Origin of the sequence: Pseudaquabacterium pictum, assembly GCF_005403045.1 — a bacterium.
Classification (GTDB): Bacteria; Pseudomonadota; Gammaproteobacteria; order Burkholderiales; family Burkholderiaceae_C; genus Pseudaquabacterium; species Pseudaquabacterium pictum.
Map to the genome: position 1 here is coordinate 184,821 of NZ_BJCL01000003.1, position 20,044 is coordinate 204,864.

A 20,044-nucleotide genomic window follows, 5' to 3' on the forward strand; every position below is an offset into this window, starting at 1 on the left:
GCAGGGGGCGGTGCAAGCGGAACACCGGACGCCAGAATTTGGGCCCGGTGGCTGATTCTACGCAGGGCGCCGCAGCGCCCTGCGGCTCACGGACAGCGGTTGGCTGCCATCGCGATGATGCGGCCGTCGGGCGCTTCCAGCCAGGCGCGGGCCTGCAGGCGGTCGGGCTGGGCGCCTTCGGGCCAACGCAGCGCACGCAGGTGGCTCAGGCGCTGGCCGGGCGCGGCGCCATCCAGCGGCAGCGGGCCGGCCACGCTGCGCACCAGGGCGCGCGGCTGGGCATTGCCCTCGCTGCCGGCGGGCAGCAGTTCCACCAATGCCAGCCAGCCGGTGGTGCCGGCCGGCCAGGCCGGCCGCAGTGGTGGCAGCAGGCTCAGTTGCAGGCCGAAGTAGCCGCGCCAGGCCGGCCCGGCGCCCACCCGCAGCGACAGCCCGGGCCGCGCCGGCACGCTGGCCCGGCGCAGCACCTGGGCCGCGCTGGCGGCGGGCGCGGGCTGGCCGGTGCGCTGCAGGCGCTGGGCGCTGTCGGTGAGCGCGGCTGCCGCCAGCGGCGCATCGTCCGCGGCCGGGGTGATCCAGTCCAGCTGCCAGCCCGGTGCGGCACGGACAGCGCCGGGGTCGTCGGCCCAGCAGCCGGCGCAGTCGGCCGCGATGAAGCGCTCGGCCAGCGCCGCGCCCGGCCCGGGGCAGGCGGCCGCGGCCGCGCTGCCGATGGCCACCCCGGCAAGCAGGCCGGCTCCTAGAATCAATGGATGCATGCACAGTATTCTGAGGCGCCCGGCACCGGTTCGCTGTTGAAGGGCCTGAACCCCGAGCAGCACGCCGCCGTCACCCTGCCCAGCGGCGCCAGCCTGATCCTGGCCGGCGCCGGCTCGGGCAAGACACGGGTGCTGACCACCCGCATCGCCTGGCTGATGGCCACCGGCCAGGTGTCGCCGGGCGGGCTGATGGCCGTCACCTTCACCAACAAGGCGGCCAAGGAGATGCTGCACCGGCTCAGCGCCATGCTGCCGGTGCCCGTGCGGGGCCTGTGGATCGGCACCTTCCACGGCCTGTGCAACCGCTTCCTGCGGGCGCACTGGAAGCTGGCCGGCCTGCCGCAGAGCTTCCAGATCCTGGACACCGCCGATTCCCTGTCGGCGGTGAAGCGGGTGATGAAGGCGATGAACGTGGACGAAGAGCGCTTCGTGCCCAAGCAGGTGAGCTGGTTCATCGCCGCACGCAAGGACAACGGCGAGCGGCCGAAGGATGTGGATGCCCACGATCCGCAGAGCCGCAAGATGGTCGAGATCTACCAGGCCTATGAAGACCAGTGCCAGCGTGAAGGCGTGGTCGACTTCGCCGAGCTGATGCTGCGCACCTACGAGCTGATGCGCGACAACGCCGCGCTGCGCGAGCACTACCAGCACCGCTTCGCCCACATCCTGGTCGACGAGTTCCAGGACACCAACCGCCTGCAGTACGCCTGGCTGAAGATGTTCGCGCCGCCGGGTAGCCCGCAGAGCGTGTTCGCCGTGGGTGACGACGACCAGAGCATCTATGCCTTCCGCGGCGCGCAGGTCGGCAACATGGCCGACTTCGAGCGTGAATACCGGGTGAAGCAGGTGATCAAGCTGGAGCGCAACTACCGCAGCTTCGGCAACATCCTCGACAGCGCCAATGCGCTGATCGCCCACAACGCCAAGCGCCTGGGCAAGAACCTCAGCACCGAGGCCGGCCCGGGTGAACCGGTGCGGGTGGCCGAGGCCACCAGCGACTACGCCGAGGCCCAATGGCTGCTGGACGAAGCCCAGCAGCTGCACCGCAGCGGCACGCCGCGCAGCGAGATCGCGGTGCTCTACCGCAGCAATGCGCAGAGCCGGGTGGTGGAGAGTGCGCTGTTCAACGCCGGCGTGCCCTACCGGGTGTATGGCGGCCTGCGCTTCTTCGAGCGGGCCGAGGTCAAGCATGCGCTGGCCTACCTGAGGTTGCTTGAGAACCCGAACGACGACACCTCGTTCCTGCGGGTGGTGAACTTTCCCACCCGCGGCATCGGCGCGCGCACCATCGAACTGTTGACCGACGCCGGCCGCGCCAGCGGCCGCAGCCTGTACCAGAGCGTGGGCGCGGTGGTGGGCAAGGGCGGCGCCAATCTGCTGGCCTTCACCGGCCTGATCGACCAGCTGCGCGAGCGCACTCGCGGCCTGACACTGCGCGAGATCATCGAGCAGATGCTCGACACCTCGGGCCTGGTCGACTTCTACAAGGCCGAGAAGGAAGGCGCCGAGCGCATCGAGAACCTGGGCGAACTGGTGAATGCCGCCGAGGCCTTCGTTACCCAGGAAGGCTTCGGCAAGGATGCGGTGGCGCTGCCGGTGGACGAGACCGGCGGACCCGGCACCCTGGCCGTGGGCCTGCCGCCGGCGCCGGCGGCGGTGGACCTGACGCCGGATGCCGAGACCGGCGAGATCGTCAGCCCGCTGGCGGCCTTCCTCACCCATGCGGCGCTGGAAGCGGGCGACAACCAGGCCCAGGCCGGCCAGGATGCCGTGCAGCTGATGACGGTGCATTCCGCCAAGGGCCTGGAATTCGACTGCGTGTTCATCACCGGCCTGGAGGAGGCGCTGTTCCCGCACGAGAACGCGATGAGCGACAACGACGGCCTGGAGGAAGAGCGCCGGCTGATGTACGTGGCCATCACCCGCGCCCGCAAGCGCCTGTACCTCAGCTTCAGCCAGACCCGGCTGCTGCACGGCCAGACCCGCTACAACGTCAAGAGCCGCTTCCTGGATGAGCTGCCCGAGGGCGCGCTGAAGTGGCTGACCCCGCGCAATGCCGGCTTCGGCTCGGGCTATGCCAAGGAGTACCAGCAGGCCTGGCAGCGCGGCACCGGCCTGGGGTCGGTGGTGGGCGCAGGGCGCGTGGCTGGGCGGCCGGCCTACACCGCGCCACCGGCGCAGCCGCTGCCCGCGGCCATGCAGAACAAGGCCGGTGCCAGCCATGGGCTGCGGGTGGGCCAGGCGGTGTTCCACACCAAGTTCGGCGAAGGCGTGGTGCTGACGCTGGAGGGCAACGGCCCCGATGCGCGGGCGCAGGTCAACTTCGGCCGCCATGGCGCCAAGTGGCTGGCGCTGGCCATCGCCAAGCTCACGCCGGTGGACTGACCTCAGCCGGCGCCTCGGCGCCCACCTCGGCCTGCACCAGCCAAGGCAGCAGGGCGCTGTAGAGATCTTCCGGGTCCACCGGCTTGGTCACCACCCCGACCATGCCGGCGGCGCGGCAGCGGGCATGGTCGTCGGCAAAGGCATTGGCGGTGAAGGCCAGGATCGGCAGCTGGCCCAGCCCCGGCAGCGCATGGATGCGCTGGGCCGCGGCCAGGCCGTCCAGCCGCGGCAGTTGCAAGTCCATCAGCACCAGGTCGGGTGCTGTGGCGGCGGCGGCATCCACCGCGGCCAGGCCGTCGTGGGCGGTCTGCACCACCAGGCCGGCGGCCTGCAGCAGGGCCAGGGCCACGTCGCGGTTGGCCGCATCGTCTTCCACCAGCAGCACCCGGCGGCCGGCGGCACGGTCGCGCAGCAAGGCTTCCATCGGGGGGCCACCGTCGTCGGCCGGCAGGGCCGGGCTGGGCGCCGGCTGCGGCGCCCGCGCCAGCCGGGCGGTGAACCAGAAGCGGCTGCCCTGGCCCGGGCTGCTGTGCACGCCCGCCTCGCCGCCCATCAGCCGCGCCAGCTTGGCGGTGATGGCCAGGCCCAGGCCGCTGCCGCCATGCTGGCGGGTGGTGGAGTTGTCGGCCTGCTCGAACGGGGTGAACAGGCGGGCCACGGTGGCCGGGTCCAGGCCCGGTCCGGTGTCCTGCACCTCGAAGTGCAGCAGCAGGCTGCCGGGTTGGGCCAGCGCGCCTTCATCGGCCGCCGAGACCCGCACCGCGATGTGGCCGCTGGGGGTGAACTTGGCCGCATTGGCCACATAGTTCAGCAACGCCTGCTGCAACCGCGTGGCATCGCCCAGCAGCGCGCCGGGCGGCAGCTGCACCTGCACCGACAGGCCCAGCTGCTTGGCCAGCAGCTTGTCCTGCAGCATGGTGGCCACGTTGGCCACCACGGCCTGCACATCCACCACCCGGTGGTCCAGCGTCAGGCGGTCGGCCTCGATGCGGGAGAGATCGAGCACCGCGTCCAGCGTCTCCACCAGGTGGCGTGCGGCGGTCTTGATGTGGTCCAGCCGCTCGGCCTGGCGGCCCGACAGGCCCTCCCGGCCGATCAGGTAGGCCATGCCGGTGATGGCGTTCAGCGGTGTGCGGATCTCGTGGCTCATGTTCGCCAGGAAGGCGCTCTTGGCCACGTTGGCGGCCTCGGCCGCGTCCTTGGCCCGCACCAGGGCCTGCTCGGCGGACTTGCGGTCGGCGATGTCGGTGAGGAAGCTGATGATCCGGTCGGGCGCGCCGTCGACCCCGGCCAGGTAGAAGGCCGTCACCTCCAGCGGCAGCGGGCTGCCATCACGGCGCCGGGCCACGACCTCGCGCCGGATCTTGCCCACCTCACGCAGCGTCTGCACCCGCCGCACGAGGTCGTCCTCGTCGGCCTGCATGTCGACGTCGGGCACGCGCAGCTGCAGCATCTCCGCCGGGCTGTAGCCGAACTGCTGGGCCGCCATGCGGTTGACGTAGATGAAGCGCAGGCTGGCAGCGTCCACCCATTCGATGCCGATGCCCACGCTGTCCATCGCGAACTGGGTGTCCAGCAATTGCTGGTTGGCGGCCTTCAGTGCCAGCGTGCGTTCGGCCACCCGCTGCTCCAGTTGCTGGCGGTTCTGGTGCAGGCCGGTCACGTCGCGCAGCGACCACAGCCGCACCGAGATCTGGTCGAGCTGCACCGCGCGGGTCTGGCACTCCAGCACCCGGCCGTCGGTGCAGGGCAGGGTCAGCAGGGCCATGTCGCCGCTGGCTTCCACCTGGGCACGCACGGCATGGAAGGCGGCAGGGTCCAGCAGCTGGCTGGCGCCCAGGTCGAGCAGCGCGGTGTGCGGGCTGCCCTCGCCCAGCGTCTCGGGCAGGGCCCACCACTGGCGCAGATTGCGGTTGACGTGCAGCACCTGGCCCTGGCTGTCGACCACCATCAGGCCGTCGCCGGTGGCATCCAGCGTGGCCCGCATCAGGCGCCGGCTGGCGGCCAGCGCGGCCTGCTCGCGGGCGATGCGCAGCAGCAGCCAGGACATGGCCAGCACCAGCGCCAGCGACAGCGGCGCCAGCACGGCCACCCGCTGCATCGCGCGCTGCCCCTCCGTCCGCGCCGGTACCAGCACGTTCTCGATGTCCAGGCCCACGTTGACGATCAGCGGCAGCCGGTCCAGCCGGTACCAGGCGTACAGGCGCTCGCCGCCGTCGGCCTGCGCCACCAGGCGAAAACGGCCCTCGCTGGCGGCGCCGGGCTGCAGGAAGGGCCTGCTGGCCGGCAGCTGCGTACCCAGCAGGTGGTCGATGCCGGCGCTGCGGGCCAGGTAGCTGCCATCGGCATGGAACAGGCTGATCACATCCTGGCCGCTGGGCTGCTGCCGGGCCATTGCATCCGACAGGTAGGACGGCGACAGCGACAACAGCACCACGCCGGCAAACTGGCCGTCGCGCAGCAGCGGTCGGGTGACCGGCACCGACCACTGGCCGGTGATGCGCGAGACCATCACCGTGTGCACCGCCATCTGGTCGACCGGATTGGCGGCGAGCTGGCGGAAGTAGCTGCGGTCGGCCACGTTCAGCGGCAGATCGCCCTCGCCCTGCATGTGGGCCGACGGGAAGATCACCCGGCCGTCGGCATCGGAGACGCTGAAGTGGCCGATGGCGCCGGCCGGCATCGCCGCGACGATGGCCCGGGCCGTGGCGGCCATGGTGGCCGGGTTGCCGGCCAGCACCTGGTCGCGGAACTGGCACAGCGCCAGGTCGGCGCTGACCAGCAGGGCTTCCACATGCTGCGCCTTGGCGGCGGCCAGCTGCTGGGCGCGGCCGCCGGCCTGTTCCAGCGTGTGCGCCTCCAGTGCCGTGTGGGCAGCGACCATGCGCTGCAGGTACACCGCCATCACCAGCAGTGCGACCAGCGGCAGCGCCAGGGCCAGCCGGCGCAGCCACCGGTCGGTGGGCTGGGCAGGGAAATGCGGGGCGGCGACAGCGGACAAGAGCGGTGTTCGACAGCTGGGAGAGGGGACGCCGGGCGCCATGGCCTGGCACTGCCCAGCATACAAGCCCACCGGCATCCTGCGCGGCCGGCGGACCGCCGTCAGCGCAGAAATTCCAGCAGCGCGGCGGCGAGGTCCTCGGGCTGGTCATGGTGCAGCATGTGGCCGGCATCGGCCAGCGTCACCTGCCGCACCTGCGGCACATGGGCCAGGCGCTGCTGGAATTCGGCCAGGCTGTAGCGGCCGCCCCAGTGGCTGTCGAGCCGGCTGCGCTCGCCCTGCACCCACAGCAGCGGCGCGCTGATGCGCTGCCAGGTGGCGATGGCATCGGCGGCGCGGTAGGGCACCGGGTTGATGCGCTTGTGGGCGGCATCGGCCAGCAGCTGCCACTGGCCGTCGGCGCCGGGTGCCGACCAGTGGCCGGCCAGCCAGCGCGCCTTGTCGGCCGGCAGCCGGCGGTTGTTCTGCTGCAGGCGCTGCGCCACGGCGTCCAGGCTGGCATACGGTTTCAGCCGCTGCGGCGTCTTCAGCTCGTCCAGCCAGGTGGCCAGGCGCAGCGGTGCCTCGGCCGCGGGCAGATCGGGCAGGCCGAAGCCTTCCAGGTTGACCAGGCGGCGGATGCGCTGCGGCCGCACGCCGCCGTAGGTCATCACCACATTGCCGCCCATGCTGTGGCCCAGCAGGTCGACCGGGGCGTCGGGCGACAGGGCATCGAGCAGGGCGTCCAGGTCGCCCAGGTAGTCGGCGAACCAGTAGGCATCGGCGGCCACCGGGGCGCTGGTGCGGCCGAAGCCGCGCCAGTCGGGGGCGATGACGCAGCGCTGCCCATCGCCGGCCGCGGCCATGGCGTCGACGACGAACTGGAACGATGCACCGACATCCATGAAGCCGTGCACCATCACCAGCAGCGGCACGCCGGGCTGCGGCGTGCCCCACTGGTGCAGGTGGTAGGACAGGCCGCGCACCGGCAGGTGGCGGCCCAGCGCCTGGCGCCGGGGCTGGTAGACATCGTTCATCCCAGGCACTGTAGGCGGGCGTGGTGGCGCAGGGCTGTCGGTGGGGCGACAAGGCCGGCCGGGCAGAATCGGCGGATGACGCCCTTCACGCTGCGCGCGGCCGAGCCGCGAGACCTGACTGCCATCACCGGCCTGATCGCCGAGCTGGCCGACTTTGAACACCTGACCCACCTGGTGCGCTGCACGCCCGAGCGGCTGGCGCCGCACCTGTTCGGCGAGCGGCCGGTGGCCGAGGCGGTGGTGGCCGAGTTGGACGACGCGCCGGGCCGCCCGGTGGTGGCCTTTGCGCTGTTCTTCACCAACTTCTCCACCTTCCTGGCGCAGCCCGGCCTCTACCTGGAAGACCTGTATGTGCAGCCGGCGCACCGCGGCGCCGGCATCGGCAAGGCGCTGCTGCAGCACCTGGGCGCACTGGCGTTGGCGCGGGGCCACGGCCGCTTCGAGTGGAGCGTGCTGGACTGGAACGCCAACGCCATCCGCTTCTACGAGAAGATGGGCGCCACGGTGATGAAGGAATGGCAGATCTGCCGCGTCACCGGCGACCGGCTGCAGTCCTTCGCAGCGCCGGCGGCCGGCTGATCAGGCGGTCAGCGCGGCCAGCAGCTGATCGGGCGCCAGGCAGGGGCTGTCCTCTGGCGGCAGCACGCCGTGCACCGCGTAGGCAGGCTGGGCGGTGTCGCGGCGCAGCGGCCTGGCCAGGGCAGCGCCGCGGCTGCTGCCGAGCACGGCCACGATCGGCGTGGTGACGGTGCTGCCGCGCTGCACCACCATGGCCGTCTCGCCCGAGGCCAGCCGCACCATGCAGCCGGGCGGGTAGACGCCGAATTCCTTGACCAGGGCCGCCACCATCGGATGGCCCGGCTCCTGCATGAACATCGTGCGGCCGGCCTTGTCGGCCGCGATGGCGTTGCGGCCGGCGCGCGGGCTGAGCTTGGCGGTGTAGATGTCGACCCGGCGCACCAGGGCGGCCAGGTCGCCGACGGTGCGCAGGCCCAGCGGGTAGCCGCTGCCGTCGGGGGCCTCGTGGTGCTGCTCCACCGCCAGCAGCCAGTCGGCGTCGGTCACGCCGGCCATCTCCAGCATCACCCGGCTGAACTGCGGATGCGCATGGATGGCCAGGCGCTGCTCGTCGGTGGGCGGCGTGGTCTGCTGCGCCAGTTGGCCCTGCAGCTCCAGCATCGAGATGTTCATCGTCAGCGCCGTCTTGAAGACGCGCTCGCACTCGGCCGGCGACCATCCCAGCCGCCGCGCCACCAGCCAGCCGGTGATGCCGCTGTGGGTGGCATGGTGCAGGCCATAGTCGACATGGGCATTGCCCTGCTGGCGCAGCACCTGCAGGATGGCGAGATCGGGGTCGCGCGCCACCAGCGCCAGCACCGGGGCGCTGCTGGCCTCCAGCGCGTCGCGGAAACCCTCGTCGTGGGCCTGGCGCAGGCTGTCGTGCACGGCGCCCAGGCAGTCGTTCCAGAGGCCGGGCAGGTCCTCGCGGCGGGCCTGGGCCACGCGCTCGGCCGGGCTCAGCACCTCGGCCAGGTCGACCAGGGCGCCGCGCTTGAACAGCGCCTCCAGCTGGGCCTGGCTGCCGACCTGCTGGCCGCGGGCCAGCAGCAGGGTGTGGTCATGGTCGTGCACGCCGAAGGGCAATGGCGCGCCCACCCGGATGCGGGCCTGGACCTGGGATAGTGGGGTGAACTGCATCGCTGGGTGTCTCCTGCACAGACCTGGTGGCTGCTGGCAGGCATATCGGCAAGGCACGACGTCGACTTGAGGGGAAGTCTTGATCCGCGGACCGCGCTTTCGTCGGACACTGCGGGTCCGGGCCTGCTGGCAACAGGGACAATCGGACACAGAAGAACCAGAGAGGTCCCATGACGCTTCCCCTGATCTCGGCCCAGGCGCTGCGCGCCCAGATGTCGTCTGGCGTGCGCCTGATGGTGTGCGACTGCCGCTTCGACCTGGCCGACCCCGACCATGGCCAGGCCGACCACGAGGCCTGGCACATCCCCGGCGCGGTCTACATGCACCTGGACCGCGACCTGTCGGCGCCCCGCAACGGCCGCAACGGCCGCCATCCGCTGCCCGACCGGGCCGAATTCGCCGCCCGCCTGGCTGCCCTGGGTTGCCACGACGACCTGCCGGTGGTGGCCTACGACGCCTCCGGCGGCATGTATGCCGCGCGGCTGTGGTGGATGCTGCGCTGGCTGGGCCACCGCCAGGTGCAGGTGCTCGACGGCGGCCTGGCCGCCTGGGATGCCGCCGGTGGCGCGCTGCAGGCCGGGCCGGTGGCGCCACGCCTGCCCGCCACGCTGACCCTGCGCCCGCCGCTGGTCGACCTGCTGGACTTCGACGCGGTGCTGGCCGGCCTGGGCCGGCCCGACCGGCTGGTCGTCGACGCCCGTGCGCCCGACCGCTTCCGCGGCGAGAACGAGACGCTGGACCCGGTGGGCGGCCACATCCCCGGGGCGGCCAACCGCTGCTTCCGCGACAACCTGCAGCCCGATGGCAGCTTCAAGCCGGCCGAGCAGCTGCGCGCCGAGTGGCTGGCCCTGTTGGGCCCGCGCCAGCCTGCCGAGCTGGTGCAGCAGTGCGGCTCCGGCGTGACGGCCTGCCACAACCTGCTGGCCCTGGCCGCCGCCGGCCTGCCGGGCTCGGCGCTGTATGCCGGCTCCTGGAGCGAATGGTGCTCGCGCGACAACGCGCCGGTGGCCGTCGGGGCATGATCGGGCCATGAACAGCCCCAGCACGTCCCCCACCATTCCCCGCACCACCCTGGGCGGCAGCGACCTGCAGGTCAGCCGCATCTGCCTGGGCACGATGACCTTCGGCGAGCAGGTCGACGAGGCCACGGCCCATGCCATCCTCGACCGGGCGGTGGACCGCGACATCAACTTCATCGACACCGCCGAGATGTATGCGGTGCCGGCCCGGCGCGAGACCTACGGCGCCACCGAGACCATCATCGGCCGCTGGCTGGCTGCCCGCCCGGGCATGCGCCAGCGCATCGTGCTGGCCACCAAGGTGGCCGGGCCATCACGCGGCATGCCCTGGGTGCGCGATGGCGCCGACGACCTGCAGCCCGCCCACATCGCCCAGGCCTGCGACGACAGCCTGCGCCGTTTGCAGACGGATGTGATCGACCTCTACCAGATCCACTGGCCGAATCGCAATGCGGCGGTGTTCGGCAGCCTGTACCTCGATCCATCCAAGGACCGGTTCTACACCTCGATCCACGACCAGCTGGCCGCGCTGGGCAAGCTGGTGCAGGCCGGCAAGGTGCGGCACATCGGGCTGTCGAATGAATCCCCCTGGGGGCTGATGGAATTCCTGCGGCTGGCCGAGCAGCATGGCCTGCCCAAGGTGGTGTCGGTGCAGAACCCGTATGCGCTGGTCAACCGCGCGGCGGACAACGGCCTGGACGAGGCCCTGCTGCGCACCGGCGTCGGCCTGCTGGCCTACAGCCCGCTGGGCTTCGGCAGCCTGACCGGCAAGTACGACGGCCCGGGCTTCGATCCGGCGCAGCCGACGCTGGGGCGGCTGGCCCGCTTCGAGAGCATGCGCAAGCAGCGTTGGGCCCGGCCCGAGACGCTGGTGGCCGCCCGCCGCTACAACGCGCTGGCGCGGGCGCATGGCCTCACGCCCACGCAGATGGCGCTGGCCTTCTGCTACGGCAACTGGCGCGTGGCCAGCACCATCATCGGTGTGACCACGGCGGACCAACTGGACGAGTGCCTGGCCGCCTGGGGCACGACGCTGTCGCCCGAACTGCTGGCCGCCATCGACGCGGTGCGCTGGGAGCTGCGCGACCCGGCGCAGTGACCCTGCGGGGGCGACCGTGGCGAAGAAGGACCGACACGTCAGCGAAACCCCGGCCACCCAGGCCTTGCGGGCGGCCGGCGTGGCCTTCAGCGAGCATGTCTACGACTATGTCGAGCATGGCGGCACGGCCGAATCGGCGCGCCAGCTCGGCTGGCCCGAGCATGCGGTGGTCAAGACGCTGGTGATGCAGAACGAGCGCGCCGAGCCGCTGATCGTGCTGATGCATGGCGACAAACAGGTCAGCACCAAGAACCTGGCGCGGGCCATCGGCGCCAAGAGCGTGGAGCCCTGCAAGCCCGAGGTGGCGCAGCGCCACAGCGGCTACCTGGTGGGCGGCACCTCGCCCTTCGGCACCCGCAAGGCGATGCCGGTCTATGTGGAGGCCACGGTGCTCGAACTGCCGGATCTGCTGATCAACGGCGGCCGGCGTGGTTATCTGGTGGGGTTGAAGCCCGCCGTGCTGTTGGCGGTGCTGGGGGCGCAGGCCGTGCACTGCGCCCTCTGACCCGGCGCCGGGCGGCGCCGGTTGGGTGGTCAGCGGGTGGCGCGGGCCTGGAAGCCCACCGGTTGCAGGCCGTCGCGCGGCAGGCTGGTGGTCTGCACCGGCCAATGGGCCGTGCCGGCGGTGCCGGCAGTGACAGCCTGGTCAGCGGCCTGCCGCGTGGCGGGCTGCGCAGCCTGGCTGGCCAGCGGATCCTGGGCCAGCGGACGCTGGGCGCCAGACCACCAGGTGGCAGCCACCACCACGGCCAGGGTGGCCAAGTTGGCCGCCCGGGGCAGCAGTGCCGCGCGGGTTGTCGAAAAATTTTCCATGTGGACGAGTATCTGATCGTTACATGATCGTCTCAAGACAGGCGGGGCCCGCAACCCGGGGGTGCGAGCACCCATTTGAGGGGGTGGTCTACCCGATAGTCGGCCTCGGCGTGCGGAATGCACGGCGGCGGCCCCACCGCCACCGGCGCGGCCGCGCCGCTCAGGCGCTGTTGCCGGGCTCGGCGAACATCGCCGCCAGATGGGCTTCGCCGCGTTCCAGCACGAAGTAACGCAGCGCCTCCGCGGCCGGTGACAGCAGCTTGCCGGCGGTGTTCACCACATGCCAGCGCCGCATCAGCGGCAGGCCTTCCACCGCCGGCGCGGCGATCAGGCCATTGCGCCACTCCAGGCCGATGGTGTGCAGCGAGATCAGGCTCACGCCCATGCCGGCCATCACCGCCTGCTTGATGGCCTCGGTGCTGTTCATCTCCATCACGTACATCGGCTGCAGGTGGAAGCGCTCCAGGTACTCTTCCAGCGCGGCGCGGGTGCCCGAGCCGGGCTCGCGCACGATGAACGGCTCGCGCGCCAGCGCGGCGGCGGGCACGTCCTCGCCGGCGGCGAAGGCATGGCCCGGCGCGGTGATCAGCACATGCGGGTGCATGGCGAAGGGCTCGGACCGGTTGGGGAAGTCCTTGGGCGGCCGGCCCATGATCGACAGGTCGACCTCGTTGGCCTGCATCCAGGCGGCCAGCTGCTCGCGGTTGCCCAGGCGCAGCCGCACCTCGATGGACGGATGCTCGCCATGGAACTGCGCCAGCAGCTGCGGCAGGAAGTACTTGGCCGAGCTGACCATGCCCACGGTGAGCAGACCGGACTCGATGCGCTTGAAGCGGGCCATCGCGTCGTCGGCCTCCTTCAGCGTGCCCAGCAGCCGGCGGGCATAGACCAGGAAGTATTCGCCTGCGGTGGACAGGCTCAGCCGGCGGCCGACGCGGTCGAACAGCGGGATGCCGACCTGGCTCTCCACCTCCTTGATCTGCATGGACACCGCAGGCGGCGTGAGGTGCAGGGCCTCGGCCGCACGCTGCACGCTGCCCAGGCGCGCCACCTCGGCAAACACCCGCAACTGGCGGAAGGTGACGTTCATGGCGGGGTGATCCTGGTAATAAGTTCAGCGAAAGCTTATCTCAACTGCGATGAAGTCTGACTTTTCCTGATGGGTCATGCTGCCTACAGTGGGTCCACGCCAAACCTCTTGCGGCCAACGCAGGCGGTGGTCAACCCAAGGAGACCCCTGTGAACCAACCCGTCGAAGCCGCCGCGTTTGCCAACCAGGCCAACACCCAGATCACCGACAAGAAGGCCCGCTACAGCGCCGGCGTGCTGAAGTATCGGCAGATGGGCTATTGGGATGCCGACTACGTGCCCAAGGACACCGACACCCTGTGCCTGTTCCGCATCACGCCGCAGGAGGGCGTGGACCCGGTGGAGGCCGCCGCCGCCGTGGCCGGCGAGAGCAGCACCGCCACCTGGACGGTGGTGTGGACCGACCGCCTGACGGCCTGCGACAGCTACCGCGCCAAGGCCTACAAGGTGGAGCCGGTGCCCGGCACGCCCGGCCAGTATTTCGCCTGGGTGGCCTACGACATCATCCTGTTCGAAGAGGGCTCGATCGCCAACATGACGGCCAGCCTGATCGGCAACGTGTTCAGCTTCAAGCCGCTGAAGGCGGCCCGGCTGGAGGACATCCGCATCCCGGTGGCCTACGTCAAGACCTTCAAGGGCCCGCCGACCGGCCTGGTGGTCGAGCGGGAGCGGCTGGACAAGTTCGGCCGCCCGCTGCTGGGTGCCACCACCAAGCCCAAGCTGGGCCTGAGTGGCCGCAACTACGGCCGCGTGGTCTACGAAGGCCTGAAGGGCGGCCTGGACTTCATGAAGGACGACGAGAACATCAACTCGCAGCCCTTCATGCACTGGCGTGACCGCTTCCTGTACGTGATGGACGCGGTGAACAAGGCCAGCGCGGCCACCGGCGAGGTCAAGGGCAGCTACCTGAACGTGACCGCCGGCACCATGGAGGAGATGTACCGCCGGGCCGACTTCGCCAAGGAACTGGGCAGCGTGATTGTCATGGTCGACCTGGTGATCGGCTACACCGCCATCCAGAGCATGGCCGAATGGTGCCGCGCCAACGACATGATCATGCACATGCACCGCGCCGGCCACGGCACCTACACCCGGCAGAAGAACCACGGCGTGAGCTTCCGGGTGATCGCCAAGTGGCTGCGCCTGGCCGGCTGCGACCATCTGCACACCGGCACCGCGGTGGGCAAGCTCGAGGGCGATCCGATGACGGTGCAGGGCTACTACAACGTCTGCCGCGACAGCTTCACGAAGCAGGATCTGCAGCGCGGCCTGTTCTTCGACCAGGACTGGGCGGATCTGAAGAAGGTGATGCCGGTGGCCTCGGGCGGCATCCACGCCGGCCAGATGCACCAGCTGATCGACCTGTTCGGCGACGACGTGGTGCTGCAGTTCGGTGGCGGCACCATCGGCCACCCGGCCGGCATCCAGGCCGGCGCGGTGGCCAACCGCGTGGCGCTGGAGTGCATGGTCAAGGCGCGCAACGAGGGCCGGGACATCCTCAACGAGGGCCCGGACATCCTGCGCAAGGCCGCCCAGTTCTGCACCCCGCTGAAGCAGGCGCTCGACACCTGGGGCGACATCAGCTTCAACTACCAGAGCACCGACACCAGCGACTACGCGGTGCAGCCGTCCGTCGCCTGAACGCACACCAGGAGCCACCACCATGATGACCAACCCCACCGGCCGCATCACCCAGGGCCAGTTCAGCTTCCTGCCCGACCTGACGGACGACGAGATCACGCTGCAGATCGAGTACGGCCTGCGCAAAGGCTACGCCTGGAGCGTCGAATACACCGACGATCCGCACCCGCGCAACACCTACTGGGAGATGTACGGCATGCCGATGTTCGACCTGGCCGACGCCGCCGGCGTGATGCTGGAACTTCAGGCCTGCCGCAAGACCTTCCCGAGCCACTACATCCGCCTGATGGCCTTTGATTCCACCCGCGGCGTGGAGACCATCGCGATGAGCTTCATGGTCAACCGCCCGGCCAACGAGCCCGGCTTCGGCCTGGTGCGCCAGGAGGTGGGCGGCCGCAGCATGCACTACACCGTGCACAGCTACAGCACCGACAAGCCCGAAGGCGAACGCGGCACACGCTGAGCCTGCCCGGCCCGCACCAGGAGCACTGCACCATGTCCACCGCACCGTTGTATGCCATTCCGGGGTCGACGCCGGCAACACCTGCTGCTGCGGCGGCTGCCCCCCTTCCGGCAGCCAACCACCCCGTGCCGGTGACTGTGGGCCAGGTGCTGGCCCAGAGCCAGGTGGAATCGGTGATGGACGAGCTGGACCGCGATCTGGTCGGCCTGGCGCCGGTGAAGGCCCGCATCCGCGACATCGCCGCGCTGCTGGTGATCGCCAAGCTGCGCGAGCACCTGGGCCTGGCGGCCAGCAAGCCCAGCCTGCACATGTGCTTCTCGGGCAACCCCGGCACCGGCAAGACCACGGTGGCCCTGCGCATGGCGCAGATCCTGCATCGCCTGGGCTATGTGCGGAAGGGGCATGTGGTCAGCGTCACCCGGGATGACCTGGTCGGCCAGTACATCGGCCACACCGCGCCCAAGACCAAGGAGGTGCTGAAGAAGGCCATGGGCGGCGTGCTGTTCATCGACGAGGCCTACTACCTCTACCGCCCCGAGAACGAGCGCGACTACGGCCAGGAGGCGATCGAGATCCTGCTGCAGGTGATGGAGAACCAGCGCGACGACCTGGTGGTGATCCTGGCGGGGTACAAGGACCGCATGGACACCTTCTTCCAGAGCAACCCGGGCATGAGCAGCCGCATCGCCCACCACCTGGACTTCCCCGACTATTCCAGCGGCGAGCTGCTGCACATCGCCGACACCATGCTGGGCGCCAGCCACTACCGCTTTGGCCCCGGCGCCCGCGAGGCGTTTGATGACTACCTGCAGCGCCGCATCACCCAGCCGCACTTTGCCAATGCGCGCAGCGTGCGCAATGCACTCGACCGCATGCGGCTGCGGCAGGCCAGCCGCCTGTTCGCCGACCGCGACCGGCCGCTGACCGCCGACGACCTGAGCACCATCGCCGAGAGCGACATCCGCGCGAGCCGGGTGTTTGCCGCCGCCGCGCCCTGATCTCCACAACCACGACCAGATCCCGACCCGGAGCCTCGCCATGCACCTCGGACGCACCACCCTTTCCAAGTTCCTGATCCAGCAGCTGCAGGATGTGGAGGACCAGGGCAAGCTGGCCGCGCTGCTGGTGGATGTGGCCGCTGCCGTGAAAGCCATCTCGTCGATGACGGCCAAGGGCGCGCTGGGCGGCTACCTGGGCACGGTGGAACACACCAATGTGCAGGGCGAGCAGCAGAAGAAGCTGGATGTGCTGGCCAACGACGCGATGGTGACCGCCACCGAATGGGGCGGCCTGGTGGCCGGCCTGGCCAGCGAGGAGCTGGACGAGCCCTATGTCATCCCCGAGAACTTCGCCCGCGGGCCCTACCTGCTGATCTTCGACCCGCTGGACGGCTCGTCGAACACCGATGTGAATGTGTCGGTGGGCACCATCTTCTCGGTGCTGCAGCACGCCGGCACCGAGCAGCCCGCCACCAGCGACTACCTGCAGCCCGGCATCCGCCAGGTGGCCGCGGGTTACGCCATCTACGGCCCGGCCACCATGCTGGTGCTGACGGTGGGCAAGGGCACGCACGGCTTCACGCTCGACCGCGAGGTGGGCAACTTCATCCTCACCCACCGCGACCTGGCCATCCCCGAGGACACCAGCGAGTTCGCCATCAACACCAGCAACGCCCGCTTCTGGGAGCCGCCGGTGCACCGCTACGTGACTGAGTGCCAAGCCGGCAAGGCGGGCGAGCGCGGGCGCGACTTCAACATGCGCTGGATCGCCAGCATGGTGGCCGAGGTGCACCGCATCCTGATGCGCGGCGGTGTCTTCATGTACCCCAAGGACACCAAGGACCCGAGCAAGCCCGGCCGCCTGCGCCTGATGTACGAGGCCAACCCGATCAGCATGCTGATCGAGCAGGCCGGCGGCGCCAGCAGCACCGGCCGCCAGCGGCTGATGGAGGTGCAGCCGTCTCAGCTGCACCAGCGTGTGCCGGTGATCCTGGGCAGCAGGAACGAGGTGCTGCGCATCGAGCGCTACCACGCGGAACATGAACGCGGCGAGGACCGGCCCTACGAGAGCCCGCTGTTCAACGAGCGCTCGCTGTTCCGCGCGCGTGAATTCATCTGACCGGAGTCGCCATGTCGCAGAAACATCCCATCATCGCGGTCACCGGCTCGTCCGGCGCCGGCACCACCACGGTGATGAAGAGCTTCGCCCACATCTTCCGGCGCGAGAACATCCGCGCCCAGGTCATCGAGGGCGATTCCTTCCACCGCTACAACCGGGTGGAGATGCGCGCCAAGGTGCGCGCCGCCGACCATGGCGAGGGCCCGCAGATCAGCCACTTCGGCCCGGAGAGCAACCTGCTGGCCGAGCTGGACACCACCTTTGCGGGTTACGCCAAGAACGGCGGCGGCCAGGTGCGCCGCTACATCCACGATGCCGGCGAAGCCAGGGAACTGGGCGGCGAGCCCGGCACCTTCACCGACTGGCAGCCGATGGCCGAGAGCGACGTGCTGTTCTACGAGGGCCTGCACGGCGGCTTCACCGGGCCGGGCGTGGACGTGGCCCGCCATGTCGACCTGCTGGTGGGCGTGGTACCCATCATCAACCTGGAGTGGATCCAGAAGCTGCACCGTGACCAGAACCTGCGCGGCTACAGCCAGGAGGCGGTGGTCGAGACCATCCTGCGCCGCATGCCCGACTATGTGAACCACATCTGCCCGCAGTTCAGCCGCACGCATGTCAACTTCCAGCGCGTGCCCACGGTGGACACCAGCAACCCATTCATCGCCAAGGACATCCCCAGCGCCGACGAGAGCATGGTGGTGATCCGCTTCGCCAAGCCCCGGGGCATCGACTTCCCGTACCTGATGTCGATGCTGCACGGCTCGATGATGACCCGGCCCAACACCATCGTGATCCCCGGCGGAAAGATGGGGCTGGCGATGCAGCTGATCTTCACACCCATGATCCTGCGCCTGCTCGACTTGAAGCGGCGCGCAGGCTAGTCCGGAGACTCCATGACCACACAGAACACCGCGCCCCTGGACGGGGCGCTGGGCCGCCGCATGGCCGACACGATCCGCATGCTGGCTGTCGATGCGGTGCAGCAGGCCAACAGCGGCCACCCCGGTGCGCCGATGGGCATGGCCGAGATGGGCGTGGCCCTGTGGGCCCGCCACCTGCGCCACAACCCGGCCAACCCGCACTGGGCCGACCGCGACCGCTTCGTGCTGAGCAACGGCCATGCGTCGATGCTGCTGTATGCGTTGCTGCACCTCACCGGCTACGACTTGCCGATGGACGAGATCCGCCGGTTCCGGCAACTGGGCAGCAAGACGCCCGGGCATCCGGAGGTGCACCTCACGCCAGGCGTGGAGACCACCACCGGCCCGCTGGGCCAGGGCCTGGCCAATGCGGTGGGCATGGCGCTGGCGGAAAAGCTGCTGGCCGCCGAGTTCAACCGCGAGGGCTTCCCCATCGTCGACCACCGCACCTGGGTGTTCCTGGGCGACGGCTGTCTGATGGAAGGCATCAGCCAGGAGGCGATCTCGCTGGCCGGCACGCTGAAGCTGGGCAAGCTGGTGGCGCTGTACGACGACAACGGCATCAGCATCGACGGCGACGTGGCCGGCTGGTTCGGCGACGACACGCCAGCGCGCTTCCGCGCTTGCGGCTGGAACGTGATCGGCCCGCTCGACGGCCATGACCTGGCGGCGCTGGATGCGGCCATCACCCAGGCCACCGCGGTGCAGGACCAGCCCACGCTGATCGTCTGCCGCACCACCATCGGCAAGGGCGCCATCGGCCAGGAGGGCACGGCCGATGTGCACGGCGCGCCACTGGGCGCTGCCGCCATCGCCGCGCTGCGCCAACACCTGGGCTGGACCGCGCCGCCGTTCGAGGTGCCCGACGATCTGCGCGCTGCATGGAATGGGCGCAGTGCCGGCGCCGCCCGCCAGGCCGGTTGGGACGCGCTGTTTGCACGTTACGCGGCAGCCCATCCGGCACTGGCTGCCGAGTTCCAGCGCCGCCAGCGCGGCGCGCTGCCGGCCGCCTGGGCCGCGCAGGCCGACCTGGCGGTGATGGCCCTGGCCGAGGCGTCCACCAAGCCGGTGGCCACCCGCCGGGCCTCGCAGCTGGCACTGGATGCGCTGGCGCCGCTGTTGCCTGAACTGCTGGGCGGCTCGGCCGACCTGACCGGCAGCAACCTGACCAACTTCGCCGGCTGCCGCACGGTCACGCCTGGCCAGGCCGGCAACTACCTCAGCTATGGCGTGCGCGAGTTCGGCATGGCTGCGGTGATGAACGGTGTGGCCCTGCATGGCGGCCTGTTGCCCTTCGGCGGCACCTTCCTCACCTTCAGCGACTACAGCCGCAATGCCATCCGCATGGCCGCGCTGATGCAGCAGCGGGTGGTGCATGTGTTCACCCATGACTCCATCGGCCTGGGCGAGGATGGCCCGACGCATCAGCCCATCGAGCAGGTGGCCTCGCTGCGGCTGATCCCCGGGCTGGACCTGTGGCGCCCGGCCGATGCCCTGGAGACTGCGGTGGCCTGGGTGCAGGCCCTGCAGCGCACCGATGGCCCCAGCGCGCTGGTGCTGTCGCGCCAGGCGCTGCCCATCGTCAGCCGGCCGGCGCAGCGGGCCGACGTGGCCCGCGGCGGCTATGTGCTGGCCGATGCGCCCGCCGGCCAGCCGGTGCAGGCGGTGATCATCGCCACCGGGTCTGAGGTGGGCCTGGCGATGGAGGCACGCCGGCGCCTGCAGGCCGAGGAGGGCATCGCCGTGCGGGTGGTGTCGATGCCCTGCACCCAGCGCTTCGATGCCCAGCCGGCCGATTGGTGCGATGCGGTGCTGCCACCTTCGCTGCCCACCGTGGCGGTGGAGGCCGGCCATCCCGATGGCTGGCGCCGTTACACCGGCCGCAGCGGCGCGGTGGTGGGCATCGCCCGCTTCGGCGAATCGGCACCCGGCCCGGCGCTGATGCAGCACTTCGGCTTCACCGCCGACGCGGTGATGGCCGCGGTGCGCCAGCGCGTGGCAGCCAGCCACTGAACCTCACA

General features: G+C 70.5%; 17 protein-coding genes. 11 read left to right on the forward strand and 6 right to left on the reverse strand.

Going from position 1 to position 20,044, the window contains the following annotated elements; all coding sequences use genetic code 11:
• Positions 1-86: 86 nt before the first annotated feature.
• Positions 87-758, reverse strand: coding sequence for a hypothetical protein (locus tag FFT10_RS07780; protein ID WP_137732229.1), 672 nt, complete (start codon positions 756-758; stop codon positions 87-89).
• Here FFT10_RS07780 and FFT10_RS07785 point away from each other — a divergent pair.
• Positions 753-3,143: a UvrD-helicase domain-containing protein gene (locus FFT10_RS07785; RefSeq protein WP_137732230.1), complete on the forward strand. Its 2,391-nt coding sequence runs from the start codon at positions 753-755 to the stop codon at positions 3,141-3,143. The two genes, FFT10_RS07780 and FFT10_RS07785, sit on opposite strands and share 6 nt — an antisense overlap.
• Here the strand turns inward: FFT10_RS07785 and FFT10_RS07790 are convergent.
• Entirely contained in the window at positions 3,127-6,144 is a 3,018-nt protein-coding gene (locus tag FFT10_RS07790; RefSeq protein WP_137732231.1) for an ATP-binding protein, read from the reverse strand. The genes FFT10_RS07785 and FFT10_RS07790 overlap by 17 nt on opposite strands.
• 101 nt (positions 6,145-6,245) lie before the next feature.
• Positions 6,246-7,160, reverse strand: a complete 915-nt coding sequence (locus tag FFT10_RS07795) for an alpha/beta fold hydrolase (RefSeq protein WP_137732232.1) — start codon at positions 7,158-7,160, stop codon at positions 6,246-6,248.
• Positions 7,161-7,235: 75 nt separating this feature from the next.
• Here FFT10_RS07795 and FFT10_RS07800 point away from each other — a divergent pair, with 75 nt between their 5' ends.
• The gene (locus FFT10_RS07800) at positions 7,236-7,739 is read left to right on the forward strand and encodes a GNAT family N-acetyltransferase (protein ID WP_137732233.1); all 504 of its coding nucleotides are present in this window, start codon (positions 7,236-7,238) and stop codon (positions 7,737-7,739) included.
• Here the strand turns inward: FFT10_RS07800 and FFT10_RS07805 are convergent, their stop codons facing one another.
• Positions 7,740-8,858, reverse strand: a complete 1,119-nt coding sequence (locus FFT10_RS07805; protein WP_137732234.1) for an HD-GYP domain-containing protein — start codon at positions 8,856-8,858, stop codon at positions 7,740-7,742.
• Between the two features lie 170 nt (positions 8,859-9,028).
• Here FFT10_RS07805 and FFT10_RS07810 point away from each other — a divergent pair, with 170 nt between their 5' ends.
• From FFT10_RS07810 to ybaK, 3 genes are read left to right on the forward strand one after another with little or no spacing between them, the layout of a single operon-like run.
• Entirely contained in the window at positions 9,029-9,880 is an 852-nt protein-coding gene (locus tag FFT10_RS07810) for a sulfurtransferase (protein WP_137732235.1), read from the forward strand.
• 7 nt (positions 9,881-9,887) lie between these two features.
• Entirely contained in the window at positions 9,888-10,976 is a 1,089-nt protein-coding gene (locus tag FFT10_RS07815) for an aldo/keto reductase (RefSeq protein ID WP_137732236.1), read from the forward strand.
• Positions 10,977-10,992: 16 nt separating this feature from the next.
• On the forward strand, positions 10,993-11,481 hold the full coding sequence (ybaK, locus tag FFT10_RS07820; protein WP_137732237.1) for a Cys-tRNA(Pro) deacylase: 489 nt from the start codon (positions 10,993-10,995) through the stop codon (positions 11,479-11,481).
• A 29-nt stretch (positions 11,482-11,510) separates the two neighbouring features.
• Here the strand turns inward: ybaK and FFT10_RS07825 are convergent, their stop codons facing one another.
• Positions 11,511-11,738 (reverse strand): hypothetical protein, encoded by a 228-nt coding sequence (locus tag FFT10_RS07825; protein ID WP_137732238.1) that lies wholly within the window; start codon positions 11,736-11,738, stop codon positions 11,511-11,513.
• 211 nt (positions 11,739-11,949) lie between these two features.
• Positions 11,950-12,879: a LysR family transcriptional regulator gene (locus FFT10_RS07830; protein ID WP_137732239.1), complete on the reverse strand. Its 930-nt coding sequence runs from the start codon at positions 12,877-12,879 to the stop codon at positions 11,950-11,952.
• A gap of 200 nt (positions 12,880-13,079) precedes the next feature.
• On the opposite strand from FFT10_RS07830, the gene FFT10_RS07835 reads away from it, so the two are divergent.
• The 6 genes from FFT10_RS07835 to tkt are packed head-to-tail and all read left to right on the forward strand — an operon-like array spanning position 13,080 to position 20,036.
• Positions 13,080-14,519 (forward strand): form I ribulose bisphosphate carboxylase large subunit, encoded by a 1,440-nt coding sequence (locus tag FFT10_RS07835; protein WP_228027033.1) that lies wholly within the window; start codon positions 13,080-13,082, stop codon positions 14,517-14,519.
• 22 nt (positions 14,520-14,541) lie between these two features.
• A complete protein-coding gene (locus FFT10_RS07840) occupies positions 14,542-14,982 on the forward strand; it encodes a ribulose bisphosphate carboxylase small subunit (RefSeq protein WP_137732241.1) in 441 nt (146 codons plus the stop codon).
• A gap of 32 nt (positions 14,983-15,014) precedes the next feature.
• Positions 15,015-15,980 carry a CbbX protein gene (gene cbbX / locus FFT10_RS07845; protein WP_137732242.1) on the forward strand — a complete coding sequence of 322 codons (966 nt, stop codon included), beginning with the start codon at positions 15,015-15,017 and terminating at the stop codon, positions 15,978-15,980.
• Positions 15,981-16,020: 40 nt separating this feature from the next.
• Complete coding sequence (locus FFT10_RS07850; RefSeq protein ID WP_137732243.1) at positions 16,021-17,100, forward strand: class 1 fructose-bisphosphatase; 1,080 nt, start codon at positions 16,021-16,023, stop codon at positions 17,098-17,100.
• Positions 17,101-17,111: 11 nt separating this feature from the next.
• Entirely contained in the window at positions 17,112-17,984 is an 873-nt protein-coding gene (locus tag FFT10_RS07855; RefSeq protein ID WP_137732244.1) for a phosphoribulokinase, read from the forward strand.
• A gap of 12 nt (positions 17,985-17,996) precedes the next feature.
• Positions 17,997-20,036 (forward strand): transketolase, encoded by a 2,040-nt coding sequence (gene tkt, locus FFT10_RS07860; RefSeq protein ID WP_137732245.1) that lies wholly within the window; start codon positions 17,997-17,999, stop codon positions 20,034-20,036.
• Positions 20,037-20,044: the final 8 nt, after the last annotated feature.

Bases quoted from the DNA above. Each gene is read 5' to 3' on its own strand.
- FFT10_RS07795 (WP_137732232.1), bottom strand. From the start codon at position 7,160: ATGAACGATGTCTACCAGCCCCGGCGCCAGGCGCTGGGCCGCCACCTG.
- FFT10_RS07850 (WP_137732243.1), top strand. From the start codon at position 16,021: ATGCACCTCGGACGCACCACCCTTTCCAAGTTCCTGATCCAGCAGCTG.
- FFT10_RS07840 (WP_137732241.1), top strand. From the start codon at position 14,542: ATGATGACCAACCCCACCGGCCGCATCACCCAGGGCCAGTTCAGCTTC.
- cbbX (WP_137732242.1), top strand. From the start codon at position 15,015: ATGTCCACCGCACCGTTGTATGCCATTCCGGGGTCGACGCCGGCAACA.
- FFT10_RS07810 (WP_137732235.1), top strand. From the start codon at position 9,029: ATGACGCTTCCCCTGATCTCGGCCCAGGCGCTGCGCGCCCAGATGTCG.
- FFT10_RS07815 (WP_137732236.1), top strand. From the start codon at position 9,888: ATGAACAGCCCCAGCACGTCCCCCACCATTCCCCGCACCACCCTGGGC.
- tkt (WP_137732245.1), top strand. From the start codon at position 17,997: ATGACCACACAGAACACCGCGCCCCTGGACGGGGCGCTGGGCCGCCGC.
- FFT10_RS07785 (WP_137732230.1), top strand. From the start codon at position 753: ATGCATGCACAGTATTCTGAGGCGCCCGGCACCGGTTCGCTGTTGAAG.
- FFT10_RS07805 (WP_137732234.1), bottom strand. From the start codon at position 8,858: ATGCAGTTCACCCCACTATCCCAGGTCCAGGCCCGCATCCGGGTGGGC.
- FFT10_RS07780 (WP_137732229.1), bottom strand. From the start codon at position 758: ATGCATCCATTGATTCTAGGAGCCGGCCTGCTTGCCGGGGTGGCCATC.
- FFT10_RS07830 (WP_137732239.1), bottom strand. From the start codon at position 12,879: ATGAACGTCACCTTCCGCCAGTTGCGGGTGTTTGCCGAGGTGGCGCGC.
- FFT10_RS07800 (WP_137732233.1), top strand. From the start codon at position 7,236: ATGACGCCCTTCACGCTGCGCGCGGCCGAGCCGCGAGACCTGACTGCC.
- FFT10_RS07855 (WP_137732244.1), top strand. From the start codon at position 17,112: ATGTCGCAGAAACATCCCATCATCGCGGTCACCGGCTCGTCCGGCGCC.